Annotated in this window: 17 protein-coding genes; 6 read left to right on the forward strand and 11 right to left on the reverse strand. The window is 41.5% G+C overall.

Annotation, left to right across the window (positions count from 1 at the left end):
- Window positions 1-459 precede the first annotated feature (459 nt).
- Both RM552_RS16640 and RM552_RS16645 read right to left on the reverse strand, forming a co-directional pair.
- Entirely contained in the window at window positions 460-1,797 is a 1,338-nt protein-coding gene (locus RM552_RS16640; RefSeq protein WP_311370009.1) for an amidohydrolase family protein, read from the reverse strand.
- Between the two features lie 126 nt (window positions 1,798-1,923).
- A complete protein-coding gene (locus RM552_RS16645) occupies window positions 1,924-2,661 on the reverse strand; it encodes a hypothetical protein (RefSeq protein WP_311370010.1) in 738 nt (245 codons plus the stop codon).
- A 283-nt stretch (window positions 2,662-2,944) separates the two neighbouring features.
- On the opposite strand from RM552_RS16645, the gene RM552_RS16650 reads away from it, so the two are divergent.
- Entirely contained in the window at window positions 2,945-4,966 is a 2,022-nt protein-coding gene (locus tag RM552_RS16650) for a methyl-accepting chemotaxis protein (RefSeq protein ID WP_311370011.1), read from the forward strand.
- A 64-nt stretch (window positions 4,967-5,030) separates the two neighbouring features.
- Here the strand turns inward: RM552_RS16650 and RM552_RS16655 are convergent, their stop codons facing one another.
- On the reverse strand, window positions 5,031-6,119 hold the full coding sequence (locus tag RM552_RS16655; RefSeq protein WP_311370012.1) for a GGDEF domain-containing protein: 1,089 nt from the start codon (window positions 6,117-6,119) through the stop codon (window positions 5,031-5,033).
- Window positions 6,120-6,527: 408 nt separating this feature from the next.
- On the opposite strand from RM552_RS16655, the gene RM552_RS16660 reads away from it, so the two are divergent.
- Complete coding sequence (locus tag RM552_RS16660; RefSeq protein WP_311370013.1) at window positions 6,528-7,547, forward strand: adenosine deaminase; 1,020 nt, start codon at window positions 6,528-6,530, stop codon at window positions 7,545-7,547.
- A 30-nt stretch (window positions 7,548-7,577) separates the two neighbouring features.
- Here the strand turns inward: RM552_RS16660 and RM552_RS16665 are convergent, their stop codons facing one another.
- The 4 genes from RM552_RS16665 to RM552_RS16680 form a co-directional block, all read right to left on the reverse strand.
- Window positions 7,578-8,345, reverse strand: a complete 768-nt coding sequence (locus tag RM552_RS16665) for a gluconate 2-dehydrogenase subunit 3 family protein (RefSeq protein ID WP_311370014.1) — start codon at window positions 8,343-8,345, stop codon at window positions 7,578-7,580.
- Window positions 8,338-10,110: a GMC family oxidoreductase gene (locus RM552_RS16670; protein WP_311370015.1), complete on the reverse strand. Its 1,773-nt coding sequence runs from the start codon at window positions 10,108-10,110 to the stop codon at window positions 8,338-8,340. Before RM552_RS16670 ends, RM552_RS16665 begins: the two co-directional genes overlap by 8 nt.
- 1 nt (window position 10,111) lies before the next feature.
- Entirely contained in the window at window positions 10,112-10,822 is a 711-nt protein-coding gene (locus RM552_RS16675; protein WP_311370016.1) for a 3-keto-disaccharide hydrolase, read from the reverse strand.
- A 92-nt stretch (window positions 10,823-10,914) separates the two neighbouring features.
- Window positions 10,915-12,102: an AraC family transcriptional regulator gene (locus tag RM552_RS16680; protein ID WP_311370017.1), complete on the reverse strand. Its 1,188-nt coding sequence runs from the start codon at window positions 12,100-12,102 to the stop codon at window positions 10,915-10,917.
- A gap of 178 nt (window positions 12,103-12,280) precedes the next feature.
- On the opposite strand from RM552_RS16680, the gene xylB reads away from it, so the two are divergent.
- From xylB to RM552_RS16700, 4 genes are all read left to right on the forward strand, one after another.
- Window positions 12,281-13,753: a xylulokinase gene (gene xylB / locus RM552_RS16685; RefSeq protein WP_311370018.1), complete on the forward strand. Its 1,473-nt coding sequence runs from the start codon at window positions 12,281-12,283 to the stop codon at window positions 13,751-13,753.
- 33 nt (window positions 13,754-13,786) lie between these two features.
- A complete protein-coding gene (gene xylA / locus RM552_RS16690; RefSeq protein WP_311370019.1) occupies window positions 13,787-15,106 on the forward strand; it encodes a xylose isomerase in 1,320 nt (439 codons plus the stop codon).
- Window positions 15,107-15,438: 332 nt separating this feature from the next.
- The gene (locus tag RM552_RS16695; RefSeq protein WP_311370020.1) at window positions 15,439-15,894 is read left to right on the forward strand and encodes a methylglyoxal synthase; all 456 of its coding nucleotides are present in this window, start codon (window positions 15,439-15,441) and stop codon (window positions 15,892-15,894) included.
- 117 nt (window positions 15,895-16,011) lie between these two features.
- Window positions 16,012-18,060, forward strand: coding sequence for a S9 family peptidase (locus RM552_RS16700; RefSeq protein WP_311370021.1), 2,049 nt, complete (start codon window positions 16,012-16,014; stop codon window positions 18,058-18,060).
- 142 nt (window positions 18,061-18,202) lie between these two features.
- On the opposite strand, the gene katG is transcribed toward RM552_RS16700, so the two are convergent.
- From katG to RM552_RS16720, 4 genes are all read right to left on the reverse strand, one after another.
- Window positions 18,203-20,443, reverse strand: a complete 2,241-nt coding sequence (katG, locus tag RM552_RS16705) for a catalase/peroxidase HPI (protein ID WP_311370038.1) — start codon at window positions 20,441-20,443, stop codon at window positions 18,203-18,205.
- A 470-nt stretch (window positions 20,444-20,913) separates the two neighbouring features.
- The gene (locus RM552_RS16710) at window positions 20,914-21,876 is read right to left on the reverse strand and encodes a D-2-hydroxyacid dehydrogenase (protein WP_311370022.1); all 963 of its coding nucleotides are present in this window, start codon (window positions 21,874-21,876) and stop codon (window positions 20,914-20,916) included.
- A gap of 29 nt (window positions 21,877-21,905) precedes the next feature.
- The gene (locus RM552_RS16715; protein ID WP_311370023.1) at window positions 21,906-22,400 is read right to left on the reverse strand and encodes a DUF6491 family protein; all 495 of its coding nucleotides are present in this window, start codon (window positions 22,398-22,400) and stop codon (window positions 21,906-21,908) included.
- 23 nt (window positions 22,401-22,423) lie between these two features.
- The gene (locus RM552_RS16720; protein WP_311370024.1) at window positions 22,424-22,852 is read right to left on the reverse strand and encodes a DUF2177 family protein; all 429 of its coding nucleotides are present in this window, start codon (window positions 22,850-22,852) and stop codon (window positions 22,424-22,426) included.
- Window positions 22,853-22,871: the final 19 nt, after the last annotated feature.

Consider the following 22,871-nt stretch of genomic DNA (forward strand, 5'->3'; position numbering starts at 1 on the left):
TTATAAATCACGCCTTGATTGCGGGAGGTTCCCGCTTTCGCGGGAATGACGAGAGGGATGTTTCCAATGACGAGAGGGATGTATCTAATAAATAGTGCACAATCCGTCCGGAAACTGCCTCTTAGCTGTCTAAAATTAGATCAGCAAAAACAGCAGATTTATTAAAAATAGTATGACACTTCATTATTAGCCTCCGAAGCCGTAGGTCACGCGTTCGAATCGCGTCGGGAGCGCCATTTTTTGCAACTTTGAAATTAGTTAATTAATTGCCACAAGACCCATTATGGTTGTGTGTATAAATTTCTATTGTCCAGTATTCATTTCTGTCTCCATCAGTATGTTTGAGGGGATTTCTTGTTTCCCCATCGATACATCCTTTTTTTACTCTTTGCATGGCTTCTAAAGCATCTTCAAGTATTGACATTGACGAGTCGGAGCTCGCTAAACCATGCATTCAAACTACTCAAACACCTGTACCTCACCGTTTTTAATGACGGTGTCGACATATTTGAGCATGTTGATATCAAACAAGGGGTTGCCATCAACAATAATGATGTCGGCAAGTTTACCGGCCTCAACTGTGCCGAGCTGATCGCCTTTTCCTAAAATTTCAGCGTTTGTTTTGGTGGCTGCGGTAATGACTCTAGATTCGGTCATGCCGCTGTCGACGAGCGCCGACATTTCTCGCCATATGGCATCAGAATGAAAATTAAGAGGGCTGGCGGCATCGGTGCCTACGCCAATATAAGCGTTACTGTTAATAAACTGTTTAGCGTTAATCTTGGCGTTGCGTATTTCGTCGGGTGTGTCGTGAAAATAACCAAGCCGGTGGAAATGAGTAAAGCTGCGTTGTAATTCTTGATAAAGGTCGGCGGGCATATCGCTTTGCATTTGTGGTGTGTCAAGACGCCCCGGATTACTTAAAGTTGCAGGATACACCCAAATTCGATGTGCAATGGTTTGTATAACGGGCGTGCGAGACTCGGCTATTTGGTGCAGTAAATCCTCGGGATATGGCGGCATTTTTGCACTGCCGACATGCTGCAATACATCAATTTTAGCTTTTAAGGCATTACGTATAGCATCTACTTTATATAAATGCGCATGCACTTTAATGTTGTTTTGATGAGCCACTTTTACCACAGCTTTATAGTCTTCCAGCGTTAGCCCTAACCATAATTTAATCACATCAACACCTTGGTCAATTAAGTATTGGGCCTGCTTTGCCGCTTGCTTGGGTGAGTCAATCACTATTTGATATGAATCGGGCACTCCACCGAGCTTTATTCGCGTTATCCAGGGGCCTGAAACCGACAGTCTTGGGCCCAAGATATTCCCTTTGTTGATAGCTTCTTTAATGTCTAGAATCGACAAGGGACTGCCCAGATCAACAGCACTAGTAATGCCAGCTCGCAACATTTGTTTAGCTGCAATGGGCATTATTTCAGCTAAACGTTCTGTGCCTTTTATATAGCTATAATATTCGTCGTAGTCGCCATGGCCAATTAAGTCGAGATGCATGTGTAAGTCAATCAGCCCGGGTAACACCGTTTTGCCTCTCGCATCAATTAGTGTCGTTCCTTCAGGTATCTCAATAGTATGGGCAGGACCTGCATCTATGATGATATTGCCTTTAATCAACACTGTTGCGTTGTGAATAGGTGGCGTTTCGTAGCCGTCTATCAGCATACCGCCGGTGATAGCGGTATATTGATTATCATCAACCGCAAAGGCATGAAACCCAAGCAAATAAACGCCAAGTACCAGTATGATCAGAGAGCTTAAATAGCGTTGCATGCTTATCGGCCTTTTAAATATCCGCGGGAAGGAATAAAAAGAATAAACAAAATGGCACGGGCATACAAGTGAGTGGGTCATGCTTCAGTTACAACAATCACTGAAGCATGCGGTCAAACCCTATGGCTAACGCCTCACATAAGTTTTGTCGAATAGTTTACTGCGCAAAGTAAACACCAAAGCACAAAAGAACAAAACGAAAATAGCTGGTGAACTGACCTGAGCAATAGTCGGGATGGCGATGTTTGCGTACGATAAGGTAAATGATTCACCGGGGTAATCTAGATGACGGCCTCTTATTATCATGCGTCCGTCCAAGGAATAAGAGGTCGCGTTAGAGTATAAGCTGAAGAAGTAACTATCCTCTTGTGGGTTTGGGAACAAATTTGAAACCACTAAGGGAGTGAAAAAGTTAAAGTTGAGGGTGTCACCATCAGCTGAGCGACTTGCTTGGTTTGGCCCTCTGTCGCCCAAACCATCGGTACGATAATTCACATCGAGTGAAAAATCGGAATAACCAAAAATGGTGGCGGAATCGATTAAAAAATTTCCGCTGGTATTGTTGAATAAGGAAATAATACGTGGACTAAAAATCAACTCCCCCGTCATTGTTGAGCGAACCACGCGATTTTGCACAGCCACGCCAACTTGGAAAAAGGGATTGCCTCCAATAATGGCAAAGTCGTCGATTATTTCGTCATGTAATACTGAACCGCCTAACCTAGGTTGTTCCGCGAAGGTCGTAGCGGTCACGTCAATTGTTTCACCAGCCAGTAATAATGTTGCTTGAGCGCTTTGAGATGCAGCGAAACCCAAAAATATTAAACTAATAAGTGTCATCATTTTTTTTAGTGTAATAAGCATATTCTTTCCTCATTGTGTTAGCTTCTTCCAATCACTTGTTCAATGATAAACTTCATAACAAATATTACATGAGTAATAGCACCTATATTTCGTTTGATTACCCCCTAATTTTAGTTGTTTGAGGTGCTTTTATTACCGAAGCAATAATAAATCAGCAAAGATGAACTATTTTACAAAATAAGCTTAAGTATCTTCACTGTTGCGCCGATTGAATGTTAAGGCCAATTAGTGCAACTCTATAGAGAGAAAAATTTTGAGCATTTTCAATAAATTTAAGATCAGTGTGTCAGAGCAACAAGCTGCAAAAGATACAAGTTCGGAGCAAGAAAATTTGCTCACACAGTATAAACAAGTAATGATTTCTAGCTCAATGCCTAGCTTACTTTGTGATACAAAAGGAATGATAAGTTTTGCAAACGACGCTGCAAAGTCTTTACTCGGAAAATATTCCCAAGATATTCATTCTTGCCTTCGTGATTTTAACTTAGCCACGATCGAAAATTACAATGTTAACGCGTTCATCAAGCCACAGCAGTTTGGTGGCTCAACTGCTAATAAATTAAATAAGCAATCATTTGAACTTGAGTTTGACCAATTTCACTGTACTTTGAATTTTGTCCCTTTGTATAGCTCGCAGCAAACATATGTAGGCATAATGGTAGAGTGGATAGATACGACTGTTCTTAAAAAGAAATCATCGATAGTAGCATCGATTGACCAATCTCAAGCGGTCATAGAATTTACGCCCAAAGGGATTATAAAAAGTGCAAATGATAACTTTTTAGCGGGTATGGGTTATGAATTGTCAGAATTAATAGGCCAACACCATAGTTTGTTTATGCCTGAAAACGAGAAAAATTCTGCCGAATATAAAGCGTTTTGGCAGCGTTTAGAAAAAGGTGAATTTTTTCAAGCAGAATTCAAACGCATTGCTAAAGGAAATCGGGAAATTTGGCTATCTGCCTCTTACAATCCTTTATTTGATAAACATGGCAAGGTTACGAGTGTTATAAAATTTGCGACAGACATTACAGAAAATAAACGCCAAACAATAGACTTTATTGGCCAGGTAGATGCGATTAATAGGTCTCAGGCGGTTATTGAGTTTGATATGGACGGCACAATTAGGACCGCAAATGATAACTTTTTAGCGGCTGCTGGTTACCAGTTAAATGAAATCGTTGGTAATCATCACCGTATATTTATGACCAAAAATGATGCCAAGAGCGATAAATACAAAGCGCTTTGGGATGATCTTAACAAGGGCATATTTTTTGCCGATGAAATAAAACGAGTCAGAAAAGACGGTTCAATTATATGGTTGCAAGCATCTTATAATCCAGTCTTTGATGATAACGGCAAGCCTTATAAAGTTGTAAAATATGCGGCAAATGTAACTGAACGTAAAGAAACGATTGAATCTATACGTAAGGTGATTGATAAACTGGCTGCTGGTGATCTTACCGCAAACATTGACATCGATCAGCAAAACGAGCTTTATAGCTTAGGACATGCTTTAAATAGTTTTATCCAAAACCTATTGGGTATTATTGAAGAAATGAATGAAGCATCTGTCACGATCAAAAATGCTTCCACTGAAATCGCAAAAGGTAATTCTGATTTATCGGTAAGAACCGAGAAACAAGCTGCTAGCATTGAGGAAACCGCTTCTACAATGGAAGAGCTTACCAGCGCGGTGGGAGAAAATTCTAAAAATGCAAATCAAGCAAATAGACTAGCTGTTCAAGCTTCGCAGGTTGCGACAAAAGGCGGCGATGTGATTGAGAAAGTCGTGACGAATATGGCCTCTATTACAGAATCGTCACGTAAAATATCTGATATTATCAGTGTGATTGATGGGATTGCCTTTCAGACCAACATATTGGCACTAAATGCAGCGGTTGAAGCAGCTAGAGCGGGTGAACAAGGCCGCGGATTTGCGGTTGTTGCAACTGAAGTAAGAAATTTGGCGCAGCGTTCAGCCAATGCAGCAAAAGACATTAAAGAATTAATTACCGATTCAGTCACAAAAATAGAAGAAGGGAATGGTTTGGTAGAGGAGTCGGGTGGAACAATGGAACAAATTGTTACCTCGGTGACTGAAGTAAACAAAATAATGTCGCAAATAGATACTGCATCCTCTGAGCAGGCGGCTAGTATCTCTGAGCTTGGGAATGCTATTAAACAAATGGATGATGGAACTCAACAAAATGCTGCCTTGGTAGAAGAAGCGGCAGCAGCATCTGAAAGCATGCAAGGACAAGCAGTGCAGTTGGCGAACATTGTTTCTAAATTCCAATTATAGGTTGGATTAATGTGTGAGCGATTAGTTGTATAGTTTCAACATGCCTTCACTAGAATTACTGTGACTAAAGGACTTTATTGCGACCTGCTTCCTTGGCTTTATAAAGTTTTTTATCCGCTTCGTTAATAGCATTATCGACTGATTGCTCGGGGTCAAGTATGGCCAAACCTACACTCATACTCATGTGTATTTGTTTTGTATTGTAACTGACAGGCGAGTTGTCGATAGCGGCTCGTAATCGCTCTGCCAGTGCGTAAGCTTGCTTTTGTGCAGTTTCGGGAAGTAGGATTAAAAATTCCTCCCCGCCCCATCGGGCTAGCTTGTCTTGTTCTCGCAAGTTCATCTTTAATAGTTTTGTTAATTCTACTAGTGCATGGTCACCACCATCATGACCAAATTTATCGTTAATTTCTTTAAAATAGTCGATATCACAGAGTAATATACAAGCATTACGTCCACTGCGCTTTGAGCGAGCATATTCATGCAGTAAATGTTCTTTCATCCCCCTTCTATTTGGTGCTTTGGTTAAGGGGTCGGTCATTGCTTGTTTTTCAAATTTGTCGCTTAATTGTTGGGTATGTCTAATGGCTAATTGACGGCTATATTCGTAAAAACCAAACAAAAGACTTACCGTTAAAAATGAAAATAATATTCTCGATGCGAAATCAAAGGTATAGCTCGTTGCCAAAAAGGAATCTGCTGGGTAAAACAACATCATTCCAACTACTGTTAAAAAAAGAAATAAATATGTACCACCTAATTTCAAACCACCAAAAAAGAATACGACGGGAGGGACTATGTATATCCACAGAGGGCCAGTATTGCTTTTTCCGCCGGAATATACCAAATAAAGCATCAAAACAATTAAGCATGTTTGCACGATATTGGCTGACCACTTGTAGCTATTTTCGTGCTTAACAAAGCCATTTAAAAAATGAGCAAATGCAAATATACACCCTGCTATAAAAAGACTAATCCCTAATGCGTGGTTATTATTAACAAAAGCTGAAATTGACATCAAAAATGTGATGCTGTAGCCAATGATAGAAAAAAAGTTGGCAACCACAATACGCTGCCGATTGGTGGCATTGTGGGAGTCATGTACACCATACTCCAGTAATGCAACCGCGGCTTTTTGTGGCCAATTAAGCATGTATAAAGTCCCCAGCGAGATAAGTATATGAAACGCTACACCTTGTTTGTTCTGCTTTTTACTATCTTGTTTGGATGTTTAGAACTTTAACTTTAGTATAGTTATTAACATATTGTATACATGATGAGAACACATATTCAAGCAAAAATAAGTACTATACGAAGTGTAGTTACCATCGTCATTATTGAGCCTAATTGAATAATCTTTAGACGAATCAATATACTTAGCATGTTTTATTATTTTGTTTGGGCTCGAACTAGCTAATGCGCCAATTGCTATATCGTAAAGTCTATAATTTGATGATAAAAATATAATATTACTATTGTTCCGTTATAGTGAAGGTGCGACTATGTATGATGTATACATTGTGAATTTGGGCAATAAAAATAGTGCTTAGGATATAAAGTAATGAGTAAAAATAGATTGGTAGAATTTGCCAATAAACTACCTAAAGCAGAACTACATATTCATATTGAGGGTAGCTTAGAGCCTGCTTTAATGTGGCGACTGGCGCAAAAACATAACATTACTTTGCCCTTTGAAAGTGTTGAAGCAATAGAGCACGCTTATCAATTTGAAGACTTGCAGAGTTTTTTGGATTTATATTACCAAGGCGCAGATGTGCTTAGGGATGAAGACGACTTTTACACCTTAATGTGGTCATATTTGTGTAAATGCCATGAACAAAAAGTAGTACATACAGAAATTATGTTCGACCCACAAACTCATACTGCTCGTGGCATTGATTTTTCTATATTTATGGAGGGTTTTAAGAAGGCAATAGCACAGGCAAAACAAGAATTTGGCATGTCGGTATACCTCATATTGTCTTTTTTACGTCATCTAAGTGAACAGAGTGCGTTTGACGCCTTATACCAAGCTAAACCTTATTATGAAATGATAAAGGCGGTTGGGCTTGATAGTTCCGAATTAGGCAATCCGCCAGAGAAATTTGAAAAAGTTTTCGCTGAAGCCAAATCATTGGGGTTTAAACGTGTAGCACACGCTGGAGAAGAAGGACCACCTTCTTATATTTGGGGAGCAATTGAGTTATTAGATGTTCATCGAATTGACCATGGCGTGCGTAGCAGTGAAGATTTAGCACTGATTGAATACCTAAGAAAGCATGAAATTCCGTTAACCGTATGCCCATTGAGCAATGTAAAGCTTTGTGTTGTCGGTAGCATGCAAGAACACAATATTCTTAGCTTATTGTCTCAAGGCTTATTGGTAACCGTTAACGCTGACGACCCTTCTTACTTTGGTGGTTATTTAAATGAAAATTATGCTGCTATTATCGAAAATTTAGACATTAGTGAGCGGCAAGTAAAGCAACTTATTGTTAATGGATTTCGTGCTAGTTTCTTGCCTGATGCAGCCAAACAACAATGGATAGCAGATATAGAAAACAAAAGCATATTAGACTGAGTAGTTTTTTATTGTGCATACAAAGTGTATTCAAGTTTTGTATGCATATTTACCTAAACCTAACTCTTCTATGACTTTATCAATATGCGCTTTTGCAGCTTTACTCGGCCCAGGATAATCACCAGATATTGGTACATTTCCCATGTATCCAATGTCTTTCATACCCTCTTTTGAGCTGAAGAAAGCGGCAAGAACAATGCCTTTAAAACGCGAAAATGCCTCAGTGGCTTGCGCATATTCGCTTTTTACATCATCAACGGGATAGGCGATATTTTCTATTATTCGTTTTTGATTTGAATCGCTTAATTGAACAAACGAGGTTTTAAATTGGTGGTCCGACTCAATATCCAACCACAATAACAAATTAAGAATTTTGGTGCGGTCTTGCTGTTGTGTTGAATATGGAGCGCTTATCCATTCGTCTATCACGTCTGGGACATTCACTTCAGAAGCTGATGGAACATTGCCTTCTCTTGGGACGACAATGTCTGAAAGTACAGCGCAGAGTGTTAATTCGTCGGCGCTTAACGTTCGCGGCCAAGGCGATTTAGGTGGAACAATCAAATTTGGATCTTTGCCATATCCTTTGGTAGTTATTGCACTTGGTTGTATATTTGGCCATCTATTTTTGGTCGATGTTTGTTTTAGCGTTTCATTTCCCAACAACCTACTTGCCGGTGTCATGGCGCTAGCCGCTTGCGTTGAACTTGCCGCAATAAGTGCTCCTAACCACTTGAGTGACTCTCTTCGATTCATTGTAGATTTATAAGTAGGCTGTTCTGGTTTAGGTTTATGCATGCTGTATGTCCCCCAAATTGCTATTGGTTTGCCCAAAACCAACATATTCGCGGTTTAGTTGCCCGTCTATTAAACGCTCACTCAACCAAGCCGCATTTCGCATGGCTAGCGTCATAATGGTTAAGGTACAATTTTTATGTGGGTTGGAGGCAAAAACGCCCGCGTCCATTATAAACAAATTTGGGCAATCCCATGTTTGTCCCCATTGATTCGTGACAGAATCTTTAGGCGAACTGCCCATACGAGTAGTCCCTACCTCGTGTATAATGGAGCCGCCTTTTGAGATCGCTTGTTCTGCGCAAGGCAGTTCACCAACACTTGCGCCCATACTTTCAAGTATGTTTTTGGCTGTTTTTAGTCCATGCTCTATTTGCTTAAGTTCATGTGTTGACCAACTAAAGTGAAAGCGGGCAACACCAATGCCCCATTTATCTTTCACTTTAGGATCGATATCCATATAGGTGTTGTCATTGGGCAGCATTTCTCCCCTCAAGGCAAATCCAATGTATGCACCATAATCTCGTTTTACTTGTTGTTTGAGGGTCTTTCCATAGCCATGGTAATAGTCTGCAATCCATGAACTAGGTTGTCTAAAACCGCTGCTAATTTCAAAATGATAACCGCGTGGAAAATCAAGTTCGCCCGTCTCTTGAGCCTTATGTCCCCACCAGGGTATAAACAAATGGTTTGCGGTGTGTCCATCTTCGTTATAGCGGGGGCGATTTTGCAAAGCTGGAATGCTGGCACCCAACCATGCACCCGTCGAATCCATTAAATTACGACCTACCTGACCACTGCTATTAGCTAGACCATTAGGATGATGTTTATTCTTAGAATTTAATAAAATACGCGCTGATTCGCAGGCGCTTGCCGCTAAAATCACCACTGGTGAAGCAACGCTGACAACATTGTCTACATTGTTTTTATCGACATAGCTAACCGCATTTACATGCCCTTGTTGGTCAACATCAATTGACTTAACCATGGCGTTTGTAATGACTTTTAGATTACCGGTCGCTTTTGCCATAGGAAGAAGCGAAGTGGTCGTCTGAAAAGCAGCACCAATTGAACAACCTCGGCCACATGGAGTGGCATAAAAACAAGCAGCGCGATCGTCTAATGGTTTGGTCAGCACTGCTCTATGCATTGGCACTGCGTCAATACCATGTTTTTTGGCCGCCGCCGCCACCAATAACTCTGTTACTCGTGGCACAGGGGGTGTTTGCAAAATACCATCTGAAGAGGGTGGCATGTCATCAAGCCCTGTATTTGTGCCACACACGCCAACTAAAGCTTCTGTTTTGTCGTACCAAGTAGCGATATCTTCGTAAACCATTGGCCAATCTGCACCCAAACCGTCGCGTGTTTTGCCCTTAAAATCGTGTTCACTAAAACGCAAGGAGTAACGTCCCCAGTGATTTGTCCGGCCACCCAGCATACGCGCTCGCCACCACATAAAATCACTATCACTTGCGTTAGTGTATGGTTCGTTAGGTACTTGCCAACCACCGTCAACGGTCGCATCATAAAAACCAAATTCTTTATCAGAATTTCCACCACCCATCAAAGGCGCTTGCGCGTTTGTTTGAAACATAGGGGTCTCGGTTTTTGGATCATAATCCCTGCCAGCTTCGAGCATAAGCACTTTATGGCCAGCTTTAGTCAACACATAAGCGGCCATGGCACCACCTGCACCTGAACCAACTACTAGCACATCATGCTCAAAATTTTCATCCTGTGGTTTGTTTATTGATTCAGAACTCATGTCACAGCGCTCTAATTTTTATATTCTTAAATGCAACAACATCACCATGATCTTGTAACCCAATATGCCCCGATTTGTTTTTTGCAAAACCCTGCCAAGTCGCAAACTTTGAATTGGCGACAAGTTTGTTCCAACCTGAACTACCAATCACAATGCTTAAGGTATTAACCTCGTTTTGCCATACTTGTAAATGCATATCTTTCAATTTAATTTTAATTTGATTCCATTTTCCAGCCGGTTTGTGCGAGGAGACAGGTGACGCAAGCATGTCGTACATTGAGCCAGAGAGGCGCGAATCAACCTTATTGTCGGGATGTCGCTCGTTATCTAAAATTTGTACTTCAGGGGCGTGTGAATATATGTGCTCGCCATTTTCATCTGCAAGAATAAAAATACCGCTATTGCCGACTTCAGCAATTTTCCATTCGAGAGAAAGCTCAAAATGTTGATATTGTTTTAAGCTTAAGATGTCACCGCCGCCTTTTTGAGTTAATACCATGGTGCCATCTATAACCTGCCATTTTGGCGATAAGGTATCGCTTTTGAAATTTCGCCATTGCGACATATCTTTGCCATTGAATAACAACTCCCACCCTATTGATTTTTCTTGTTCTGTTAGTTGGTTGTCGTGGTGTTTTGCATTTACCAAAAAAGCTCCCATCAGAGTAGTTAGTGCAATACAGTAAGTGAGAATTGATTTAAATTTATGCATATAGGGCGTTCCAAATGATAGTCAGCTGACAGCATACGAAATTTACAAAAAAGTAACAAATGAAAATCAGTCAGACGATTAAACTAACGATTCTATGATTGGTTTTGTTGGTGACGATATTGATTGGGCGTTAAGTTGAAGTGTTTTTTCATAACTGAATAGAAATATTGGGTAGAAGGGTAACCCGACTCTTCGGCAATTTGACTCAAAGACTTTTGTGTTTCGTGCAATAACTTACATGCAATATCGACTTTTTCTTGATGGATTTGTTGATGAATACTATGCCCAATTTCGGCACTAAAACGAGCTTCGAGGTTGGATCTTGAAATCCCGACAAAGTCGAGGACTTGGTCAGTTTTTATGCGTTTTGTCGCATTTTGTCGAATAAAGTGCATAGCTTGAATAACGTAGGGATCTTGTAACGCTTTAAAGTCGGTTGATTGACGCTGAACAACTCCTAAAGGTGGAATGAGTTTTCGTTGAAACTGTTTTTGAATTTGTGACGGCGGCCGATTTAAGGCTTTATCGAGTGCTTTAGCCGCTTGAAAACCCATCTCAAAACAGCCTTGGCTCACAGAGCTTAAACTTACGCGGCTTAAATTTCTTGCGATGTCATCGTCATCAACACCCACAATGCATACTTGATCAGGCACCACTAAATTGAGGCTGTCGCAAACTTGTAATAAGTGTCTTGCTCGAGCGTCTGTAGCGGCAATTATACCCACGGGTAACGCTAATTCTTCAATCCAAGCTGCCAATTTTTGCATGGCATCAGCCCAAGTAGAGGCTTTTGTTTGTTGACCAATATAGCACTGGTGTTTAAAGCCATTTTGAGCACATAATTTTTCAAACGCAGATTGACGTTCTGTGGCCCATTTCCATTGTGCAGATTTCGGTAAACCATAAAAACCGAAATTGGCAATGCCTTTACTTTTTAAGTGTTCAAAAGCAGCGGTAATAACCGCGGTATTATCGGTCGCTATATAGTCAACAGCGGGGTAGTGTGATGAATTTTGATATGAACTGCCCACAGCCACTTTGCATTTATCAAAATCTTCAAGAGCCGCTACAATTTTTGGGTCATCGTAATCAGCAATTACACCATCTACCTCCCAAGAAGCGAGATCAGTAATACGTGTTAAGCAGTCTTCTTCTAAAAAGATATCCCAACTGACTTTTGACGATTGTAAAAAATGCCCAATTCCTTCGATAACTTGACGGTCATAGACTTTGTTTGCATTAAACAATAGACCCACTCGGAATTGTTGTTGCTTAAACATAGTCGCTCACACTAAAAGTCAGACTTCAGAATTGTTGTCTTCAATTTTGGGTGATGATAACAATTCAATAACAAAATTACGAAATTTATTTATGTAATTTCGTAATTGCAGTGTTTCTTGTTTCAGGTGAGCATGCAGGTCAGAATTTATTATCAACAAACAAAGCGGTGTGAAATAAATGTATCTTGGAGTCGATTTAGGCACGTCGGGAATAAAAGTTATCGTCATGAATGCTGAGGGAAGCATCTTGGCAACAGCTCAAGAGAGTTTAGATGTTTCGCAACCAGCTCCCTTGTGGTCAGAACAAGCGCCGGCGGATTGGTGGAGTGCGTTTGACAAAGCCATGTTGACCTTGGCAAAAAAAGGTTTGTTAAACACTATAAAAGCCATTGGTTTGTCGGGTCAAATGCATGGAGCAGTTCTTCTAGATAAGCAAAATAAGGTATTACGTCCGGCCATTTTATGGAACGACGGTCGCAGCGCACAACAGTGTGAAGAGCTTGAAATTAATGTTCCGCAAAGTCGTTTGATAACTGGCAACATGATGATGCCTGGTTTTACTGCGCCTAAATTACTGTGGGTAAAACAAAACGAACCTGATGTCTTTGCTAAAGTGGCTAAAGTCTTATTGCCTAAAGACTACCTTCGATTTTTACTTTCAGGCGATTTTGTTTCAGAAATGTCAGACGCTGCAGGTACCATGTGGTTAGACACCGGCAAGCGCGCTTGGAGTGAAGACTTGTTGGAAGCAACGGGTTTGCGTATTGAGCATATGCCTTCCTTGGTAGAAGGTAGTCAAATAACAGGGCATGTGTCATTAAAATTAGCAGAACGTTGGGGGCTTCAGTCAGCTTTACCGATTGTTGGCGGCGGGGGAGACAACGCTGCCGGTGCCATTGGTGTTGGGCTAACAGAGCCTGGCCAGGCAATGATATCTTTGGGTACATCGGGGGTTTATTTTGTAGTGGCTGACACTTACAAGAGTAAGCCAGAAAAAGCTGTGCATAGTTTTTGCCATGCATTACCAAACAAATGGCATTTAATGTCAGTACTGTTAAGTGCAGCGAGCTGTCTACAATGGTTTGCAGACAAGATTGTTGAGCAGAGCGTAGCTGACTTGTTTGAACAACTAGAGCAAGCATTGAATGACAACCCTGAAATCCTTGATAGCCGCCCTTATTTTCTGCCTTATTTGAGTGGCGAACGCACGCCACACAATAATCCTCATGCGCAAGGAAACTTTTTTGGTTTAACGCATGCAACTAACAAAATAGCTATGTTTTATGCGGTGTTAGAAGGGGTGTCTTTTGCTTTTGCCGATGGCGTTGATGCCTTGCATGCCTCGGGGGCGAGTGCCAAAGAAATCACGGTAATTGGTGGTGGGGCGCGCAGCCCCATATGGCGACAAATGTTGTCTGATGTATTGAACAAAACAATAGTTTTTAGAAGTGGTGGGGAAGTTGGTCCTGCTCTTGGGGCGGCTCGTCTGGCGCAAGTTGCCACCGACTCTACGCGTAATATGTTAGATATTTGTCCACAACCACCTATTGTTGAAACACATACGCCCAATTTGCTAAACCACGCAAAATTTATCAAAAGGCGCGACACATTTACGCGTTTATACTCGCAATTGAACAGTTTGTTTATTTAAAGCAATAATCTAATTTTAATAAAGGAAACCATTATGTCGACTTATTTTAGCCAGGTGCCTAGCATCAAATATGAAGGTGTAGATTCAGACAAGCCCTTAGCTTTTCACCACTATAATCCTAATCAAGTAATTTTAGGCAAAAGTATGCAAGAGCACTTACGTTTTGCTGCCTGCTATTGGCATAACTTCTGTTGGGACGGCGCTGATGTGTTTGGTCAAGGAACTTTTGGTCGACCTTGGTTGCAACCGGGCGATGCCATGGAAAGAGCCAAGCAAAAAGCAGATGCCGCTTTCGAATTTTATTCAAAACTAAATATTCCTTATTATTGCTTTCATGACATTGATGTTGCGCCCGAGGGTGACAGCCTGAATGATTATATTAATAACTTTAGCGCGATGGTCGACGTGCTTGAACAAAAACAAACAGAAACCGGTGTGAAATTGTTATGGGGTACGGCAAATGTATTTAGTCATCCTCGCTATGCCGCTGGTGCTGCATCTAACCCAAACCCGGAAGTGTTTACTTATGCGGCGACGCAAGTTTTCCATGCAATGAATGCGACAAAACGTTTAGGCGGCGCAAACTACGTATTATGGGGTGGGCGAGAAGGTTACGAAAGCCTACTTAACACTGATTTAAAACACGAACGTGAGCAGCTTGGTCGTTTCTTTACCATGGTAGCGGAGCATAAACAAAAGATTGGTTTTACAGGAGATCTGCTTATTGAGCCTAAGCCACAAGAGCCCACTAAGCACCAATACGATTATGATTCAGCAACGGTATATGGTTTTTTGAAGCAATTTGGTTTAGAAAATGAATTCAAAGTAAACATAGAAGCAAATCACGCAACTTTAGCAGGCCATTCCTTTCATCATGAAATTGCGACAGCTATTTCGCTGGGCATTTTTGGTAGTATCGATGCTAACCGAGGTGATGCACAAAATGGCTGGGATACCGATCAATTTCCAAACGATGTAGCTGAACTCACTTTAGTCATGTATGAAATTTTGAAAGCCGGTGGCTTTGGTTCGGGCGGCTTGAACTTTGACTGTAAGTTACGTCGTCAAAGTAGTGACCCTGCGGATTTATTCCACGGACACATTGGGGGTATGGATCATATGGCATTGGCACTCAAAAAGGCCGCAGCAATATTAGAATCTGACTTCTTAAAAGCTAAGGTTGATGCACGCTATGCTGGTTGGAATAGTGATTTTGGTGGCGCTATTATGCAGGGCGAACACAGCTTAGAAAGCCTCACAAAGCATGCAATTAGCAATGCTATTTCACCCGAGCATAAAAGTGGCCAACAAGAGTTGCTAGAAAATCAAGTTAACCGTATTTTGTTTGGCTAACTAACGGAGTGTGTTTAGCTGCTAGTATTTCGACATTGCTGCGACCTACCCGTCGTTGCTGCGAAGGCAGCAATCTCCAGACTTCAGTGTTACGTTGTGGAGCTCTCCACTTTCGTGGAGATGACAGAGTGGGCGTGTGGAGATGACAGAGTGGGCGTGTGGAGATGACAGAGTGGGCGTGTGGAGATGACAGAGTGGGAGTGTGGAGATGACAGAGTGGGCGTGTGGAGATGACAGAGAAAGACGTCAAAGCGCTCGATAATCTAGTCTCTTTTTCTGCTCATTTATGGCAAGAAATCTGATAAAGTGTTTGTGACTTAAAAGAGGACGCCATGAAATTTGTACAGATAAAAGCACCTAAAAAGAAAAAAATTGCGCTGGTTGCTCATGATAATATGAAGCCTGTTTTAAGTAAGTGGTGTGCAACACATCTTTTAGAGCTTAAAAATCAGGAGTTATTTGCAACAGGGACGACAGCCTCCAAAATAACTAACGATACCGGTTTAAGCGTGAGTCCCTTGCTAAGTGGACCCATGGGTGGTGATCAGCAAATTGGGGCTAAAATAGCAGAGCGAAGCTTGGACATGTTGATTTTCTTTTGGGACCCTTTGGCTTCAATGCCTCATGATCCAGACGTAAAAGCATTACTAAGAATAGCGGCTGTTTGGAATATTCCAGTGGCTTGTAATCCTAGTAGCGCTGACTATTTAATCAGTTCGCCACTGATGCAACAAGAAAATGAATACCGCGTACCTGATTATACCGCTTATCAACAAGCTCGCGAATAACACATGGTCATTATGTTCCCTAAAAACAGCTTACTTTGTTGTAATCGCTTTTAAATGAGACACCGTATATATATCGACGAAAGATTTAATAAATATAAGAAAATGGAGTTAATTTACATGTTTAAAATACCCTTTAAACAAAGCCTTTTAGCGGGCTTTTTAGCAAGCTCAGCTATTTCGGTCAACGCGAATACCTTTGAAATTGAACATTTGCCTAAGATGCAAAGTGCAGGCAACATTACCGTATCTCCAAATGGAAAAGTAAGTGCTTACACTGTTTCTACTCCTCGCGATATCATGGCTGGAGACAAAGATGGAAGGGCTGATAGCCATTTGTACATGATCATTGACGATGCAGATCCAATAAAATTTATTGGTGGTCATGGCAGTGTTTCTGCTTTGCAGTTCAGTAATGACGGTAAAACGCTATATTTTAAAACCAAAAGAGACGACGATAAAAACACAGCTTTATACTCTATTTCCTTAAGCGGTGGTGAAGCGAGCAAAGTCTTTGAATTTGAAACAGCAATGGGTGATTACGCCATGTCTGCTGATGGACAATCCTTGTATTTTGTCGCAAAAGAAAAAGACAAAGCGGAAGACTTGAGTAAAAAAGGCTTCAAAGCTTATGCATTTGAAGAAGACTATCGATTAGCGTCGTTATGGATGGTCGATTTAGCGGGTACCGATCCTGAAGCTAAAAAGTTATATGATCAAGGCCACGTTAGCAGTTTTGAATTGTCAAACGACGGCAAAACTTTAGTTACCGCGGTGGCACCCACAAATTTAGTCGACGATTCGTTAATGCAACGAGACTTAGTTTTTTTGAACGCAGACAGCGGCGAAGAAAATAGCCGTGTCGATATACCAGGTAAATTAGGTGGTTTTGTATTTTCTGAAAACGATAAGCATATTGCATTTAATGCGGGTACTGACATACACGATACTTCTGACGGTGTATTAATGGTTGCAAAAACCAATGGCGATTCGTTCACACAACTTACGCCCGATGCTTTGCAGCATGTAGTTGATGTAGATTGGTACAAGGGTGACATATTGGCTACGGTGCATCGAGGTGTAGAAAGCATGTTGGTTGTTTACGACACAAACGGTGAAGAAAAGCGAACCCTAAAAACACCTGACGATATTGTGGTACGAAGTGTAGATGTTGGCGACGATGAAATTAGATTTATTGCCGACAGTCCTATGCATCCTCGTGAAGTGTTTAAGCAACGTCGTAATAAAACAGAAAAATTAAGTGATCATAATGCATGGTTAGATGATTTAGACTTAGCTGAACAAACTACTTTCAGCTTTGAAGCAAGAGATGGTCGCAATATTGAAGGTTTGTTAATAAGCCCTAAGGGTGACGCTCCAGCCGGTGGTTGGCCGTTGATCTTAACTGTACATGGGGGCCCCGAAGCACACTATAGTGATGGTTGGTTAACACGTTATTCTAATGCTGGTCAGTTTGGTGCTGCCGACGGTTATGCGGTTTATTATCCAAATTACAGAGGGTCGACTGGTCGCGGTGTAGCCTTTGCCAAAGAGCATCAAAATGACTATGCGGGCGCTGAATTTAACGATTTAGTTGATGGTGTTGATGCCTTAGTCGAAGCGGGCATTGTTAATAAAGATCGCGTGGGTATAACGGGCGGTTCATACGGAGGTTATGCTTCCATGTGGGGTGCAACAGCACAATCTGAGTATTTTGCTGCGTCTGTTGCCTTTGTAGGTATATCTAACCAAGTATCTAAATTTGGTACTAGTGATATTCCAAACGAAATGCATCTAGTGCATTCACTTAAGTGGCCATGGGAAGATAATTGGATGAACTTATTGGAGCGTTCACCAATTTTCCATGCTGGGAAAAGCACAACTCCCACCTTGATTATGCATGGTGAAGAAGATACACGCGTCCACCCTGGTCAATCTATGGAGCTGTTTCGATCAATGAAAGTGAGAACTGACACACCAGTTAGACTTGTTTTTTATCCTGATGAAGGGCATGGAAATCGCAACGCAGCCGCCCAATATGACTATGCATTACGCTTTATGCGTTGGATGGATACTTATTTGGCTGCAGACGCTAAACGTGATGATCCTATGCCAGAGTTTGATTTGGGTATGGCTGAGCGTTTAAAAAAAGATGAAGACGACAAATAATTCCGAGCGGATATTCGGATAGTTGTTGGACATAAAAAAGGTGCTGCGATCTATATGCAGCACCTTTTTTTCTGGTCATTTATTATAAGCTATTTTTTGTTAACTTATTATACTGGCCATTATTTGATAATTACGACAGTCACTATCTTCTGTCTAAATTCATCACTTTTGTCCAACCCGCTACAAAGTCATTCACGAATTTTTCTTTTGAGCTATCAAAAGCGTAAGCTTCGGCAACTGCTCTTAACTCTGAGTTAGAGCCAAAAATCAAATCAACTGATGTAGCCGACCAAATTTGCTCACCTGTACTACGGTCAAGGCCATTGTATACGCCATCGGTGTCTGACTTTTGCCAAACGGTCGACATGTTGAGTAAGTTAACAAAAAAATCGTTACTTAATTTGCCCGGTGATTGTGTCAGCACACCATGAACACTATCACTATGATTGGCGCCTAACACTCGCAAACCACCTAATAATACTGTCATTTCAGGAACCGTAAGGTTTAGTTGATCTGCTTTGTCGATTAAAGACTCTGTCGGGCTTTCATAACTTATATCGGCATCAAAGTAGTTTCTGAATGCATCTGCTTTTGGCGTTAACAAGTTGAAAGAATTAATGTCAGTTTGTGCTTGTGAAGCATCTGTTCTGCCAGGAGTAAACGGCACTTCTACCTCAAATCCAGCATCTTTAGCTGCTTTTTCAACAGCAGCGCTGCCTGCAAGTACAATCATGTCGGCTAACGATATTTTCTTACTTGAAGAAAAACGCTCATTGGCTTTTTTCTGGATGTTAGTAAGTACACTTAAGACCTTAGCTACTTCTCTTGGATTGTTAGCCGCCCAGTCTTTTTGTGGCGCTAGGGCGATGCGAGCACCATTTGCACCGCCGCGCATATCGGAGTGTCGGTAACTAGCTGCAGAACCCCACGCAACACGAACTAGTTCAGAGACCGACAAGCCAGAATCTAAAATTTGTCCTTTCAGTCTTTTGATATCGCGTGAGCTCACTAATTTATGGTCCACTGCGGGTACTGGATCTTGCCAAATATGAACTGATTCTGGTACGTCGTTGCCTAAATAGTTAAACTGCGGACCCATGTCACGGTGCGTTAATTTGTACCATGCTTTAGCAAAGGCCAAGCGATATTCTTCTGGATCTGCTAAAAAGCGTTCTGCAATTTTACGATACTCAGGGTCAAATTTAAGGGCCAAATCAGCTGTGGTCATTACGGGTGGGTTAAATTTACCTTTAACATGCGCATCGGGTACACTTTTGTGCAATGACTCATCTGTTGGGATCCATTGGATTGCGCCAGCTGGGCTGCGAGTTTGCTGCCATTCAAAGTTAAGTAAATTACTTAAATAAAGACTGGTCCATCGTGTAGGGGCTTGTGTCCATGCACCTTCAAGACCACTTGTGACAGTATCTTCTGAATGCCCTTTACCACACTTGTTTTTCCAGCCTAGGCCCTGTTCTTCAATAGGAGCGGCACCTGGCTCTGGCCCAACGCAGTCACTTGGCTTATGCGCACCGTGCATTTTACCGAAGGTATGTCCACCAGCAATAAGGGCCAGTGTTTCTTCGTCGTTCATTGCCATACGGCCAAATGCAACTCTAATGTTTTTAGCCGATGCGGCAGGGTCCGGTTTGCCCATTGGCCCTTCTGGATTGACATAAATTAAGCCCATGTGAGTGGCACCAAGTGGACGTTGAAGTTTGCCGTCTTTTTCGCGCCTGTCGCTAGCTAGCATTTCAACTTCAGGTCCCCAATACACCATATCGGGTTCCCAATCATCAGCACGTCCTCCTGCAAAGCCGTAGGTCTGAAAACCCATGTTTTCAAGCGCCACGTTACCGGCTAAAACCATCAGATCTGACCATGAAAGGGAGGGACCATATTTTTGCATGACAGGCCAAAGTAGTCGTCTTGCTTTATCTAAATTACCATTATCTGGCCAGCTATTTAATGGATCAAAACGTTGTTGACCTCCGCCCGCGCCGCCGCGTCCATCAAGGGTTCGATATGTACCGGCACTGTGCCAAGTCATACGAATAAAAAATGGTCCATAATTGCCGAAATCTGCTGGCCACCAGTCTTGAGACGTGGTCAATAAAGCGTTGATATCGCTTTTAACCGCATCTAAATCAAGTTTTGAGAATGCTTCGGCATAATCAAAATTATAACCGTAGGGGTTTGAGCGCTTGTCATGGTCGCGTAATGGGGATAAATCTAATTGATCAGGCCACCAAAATTGATTAGATTTCGCTTGGCCGGCTTTCACTTGACCGCTACCCATTGCTCCCTTAGGCTTGCTTATTTTAGCTGCTTCCAAAGCACCAGCCGATATTGAAAAACTAAGCAGACCGGCTAATCCTGCCATCATTAATTTGTTGTGTTTGCTCTTATTTTGAATCATTGCTTTAATCCTCTGATTGTTCGCAAAAATGATACTTCTGTCGTTTATCAAGTCCATAAATGTGAACCGATTTAGAAAGTATAGGAGGGCAAAATAGATTACGCTATAACATTTAGAACAATTAAAACGATTGATTCAATCGCTTTTTTAACTTGTTATTTACATTATCGTTACAGAAGGTGCCGTTAACTCCACGACCTCACTTGTCATCTCCACAACCTCACTTGTCATCTCCACGACCTCACTTGTCATCTCCACGAAAGTGGAGACCTCCAAAACGTAAGGTCGGCGATAGAGATTGCTGCTTTCGCAGCAATGACGGTGGGGTTAGCATCAATGACGGTGGGGTGAGCATCAATGACGATGGGTGAGCATCAATGACGGTGGGGTGAACAACAATGGCGTGAAATTAAGCGGCGATAGCGGTTTGATGTTTAAGCGTTGACGATATTGCGAGCTTGGTCGCTAGCAGCAGCTTCAATATTTTGTATTACCTCTTCAACCAAGACTTGCCTTGCTTGTTCGCTGGCCCAAGCCGTATGGGGGGTAACAATACAGTTTGGTAGATGGTTCAATTTAAGGATAGCGGCATCATTGTCGGGTGGCTCTTGTGTTGCAACATCAATACCAGCGCCCGCAAGTTGTCTCTCCAACAGTGCCTCATACAAAGCGTCCAGATTAACTATCGACCCACGAGCAGTATTAATCAGGAGCGCATTGGGCTTCATGTGTGTAAAAGCTTCTGGACCAAACATATTCTCAGATTTTGGGCTTAATGGACAATGAATACTAACAATATCCGAGTGTTGAAGCAGCTCCTCAAAATTAACTAAAGCATACCCTGGAAGGTCTGTCCGACCACTTACACTATGAAACATTACATGCATGCCGAAGGCTTCAGCGATTTTTGCCACCGCTAACGCTATGCTACCCGTTCCAACAATCCCAATGGTGGTAGCTCTAATATCTTGAAGTGATTGGTTATAAAAACAAAACTGTTCAGATTGTTGCCATTTACCGTCTTTAATATCTTGCTTATAAGGTATGAGCCCTTTTCGTAGTGCTAATATCATTGAATATACATGCTCTACAACCGAATTGGTTCCATAACCTGGAACGTTACTCACGCCAATATTCAAATTTTTTGCGGCTATAAGATCGACACAATTAGTGCCCGTTGCTGCCACTGCCACATGTGTTAACTTTGGCAGTTGAGCCAAAGTATTTGCATCCAAATTGACTTTATTGGTAATAATAATATCGGCTTCATTAGCTCTATCAAAAAGTTCTGAATATTGAGTTTTTGGATAACTTTGCCAGATATGCTGAAAGTTCGGTTTACGCATCTCAATATCATGGCCCAGAGTATCTGCGTCTAAGAACACAATTTTTTTCATATTTTCCTTACCGTTGTCTCAACTGTGCCCTATTTAGCTTCTTCTTTTGCTATCTCTTCTTTTGCTATCTCTTCTTTTAACTGGGCACGTTTTTCTTCAACTTGTGCAAACGCGTCGAAGGCTTGTTGTCGGTTTTCAAACTTAAAGATATTGCGAATAGGGCAAATTTCGTCGCCAGAAATAACACTAGCACGACCACCACCTCCACAAAGCTCATTAAAGGATGCTGAAAATGCTAGTTTTGGTGAGAATTGAATTGATGGGCAATGATACAAGGTAGTAAGTAAGTAGTATTCGCCTCGCCTTCTGCTTTCAACACTAATAACGTCATCGTCTAGAATACCAAAGCCACGGATATCATCTTCTCGCAGACATGCTCGACCATCTTGTTCGGTAATACTCAATAAAAGAGTATTATTGTTAAGTAAACCTGAGCCTTTGTTTGATGTAATGTCGCAAGCAAAAAGCAAAAATAAAGCACTCAGTATGGCAGTGAAATAAATACTAGTTTTGTTGATACTCATTTTTTTCTCCTAGTTAACAGGCACTAAGCTTTTCGTAACAATTGAAAACCAATCCAGCCTGCAGTTGCTGTTGTGGCCGTTAAAAATGTACCCCAGGCCCAATCGATTAACATAATGTTTAAGGTAAAACCCTCTAAAATGCTGTAATTAGTCAGATTATACGCGCCATAACTTGCAAGTCCCAATAAGGCGCCGTCGATAGTTGCGTAATACCAGGGTTGCTCTCTGTTAGGCACAATTGCCAATACAAACGTAACTGCCCCATAAACTGCATAAAATACAACCCAAGGCCAAGTAATAAACTGGCTGCGTAACATGCCTTTCATATCTGCTTGATACCAATCTATTGCAAACCACCCTAACCAAAAGACTTCAAGAATCGCAAAAGCCACAAATATGAATATCAATGACATTAGAATATTGATAAAAAATTGCTTTATTTTTGCTAGCACTGTGATTCCTTGTAAGGTG

It is taken from the genome of Glaciecola petra, assembly GCF_031846345.1.
Taxonomy (GTDB): domain Bacteria; phylum Pseudomonadota; class Gammaproteobacteria; order Enterobacterales; family Alteromonadaceae; genus Glaciecola; species Glaciecola petra.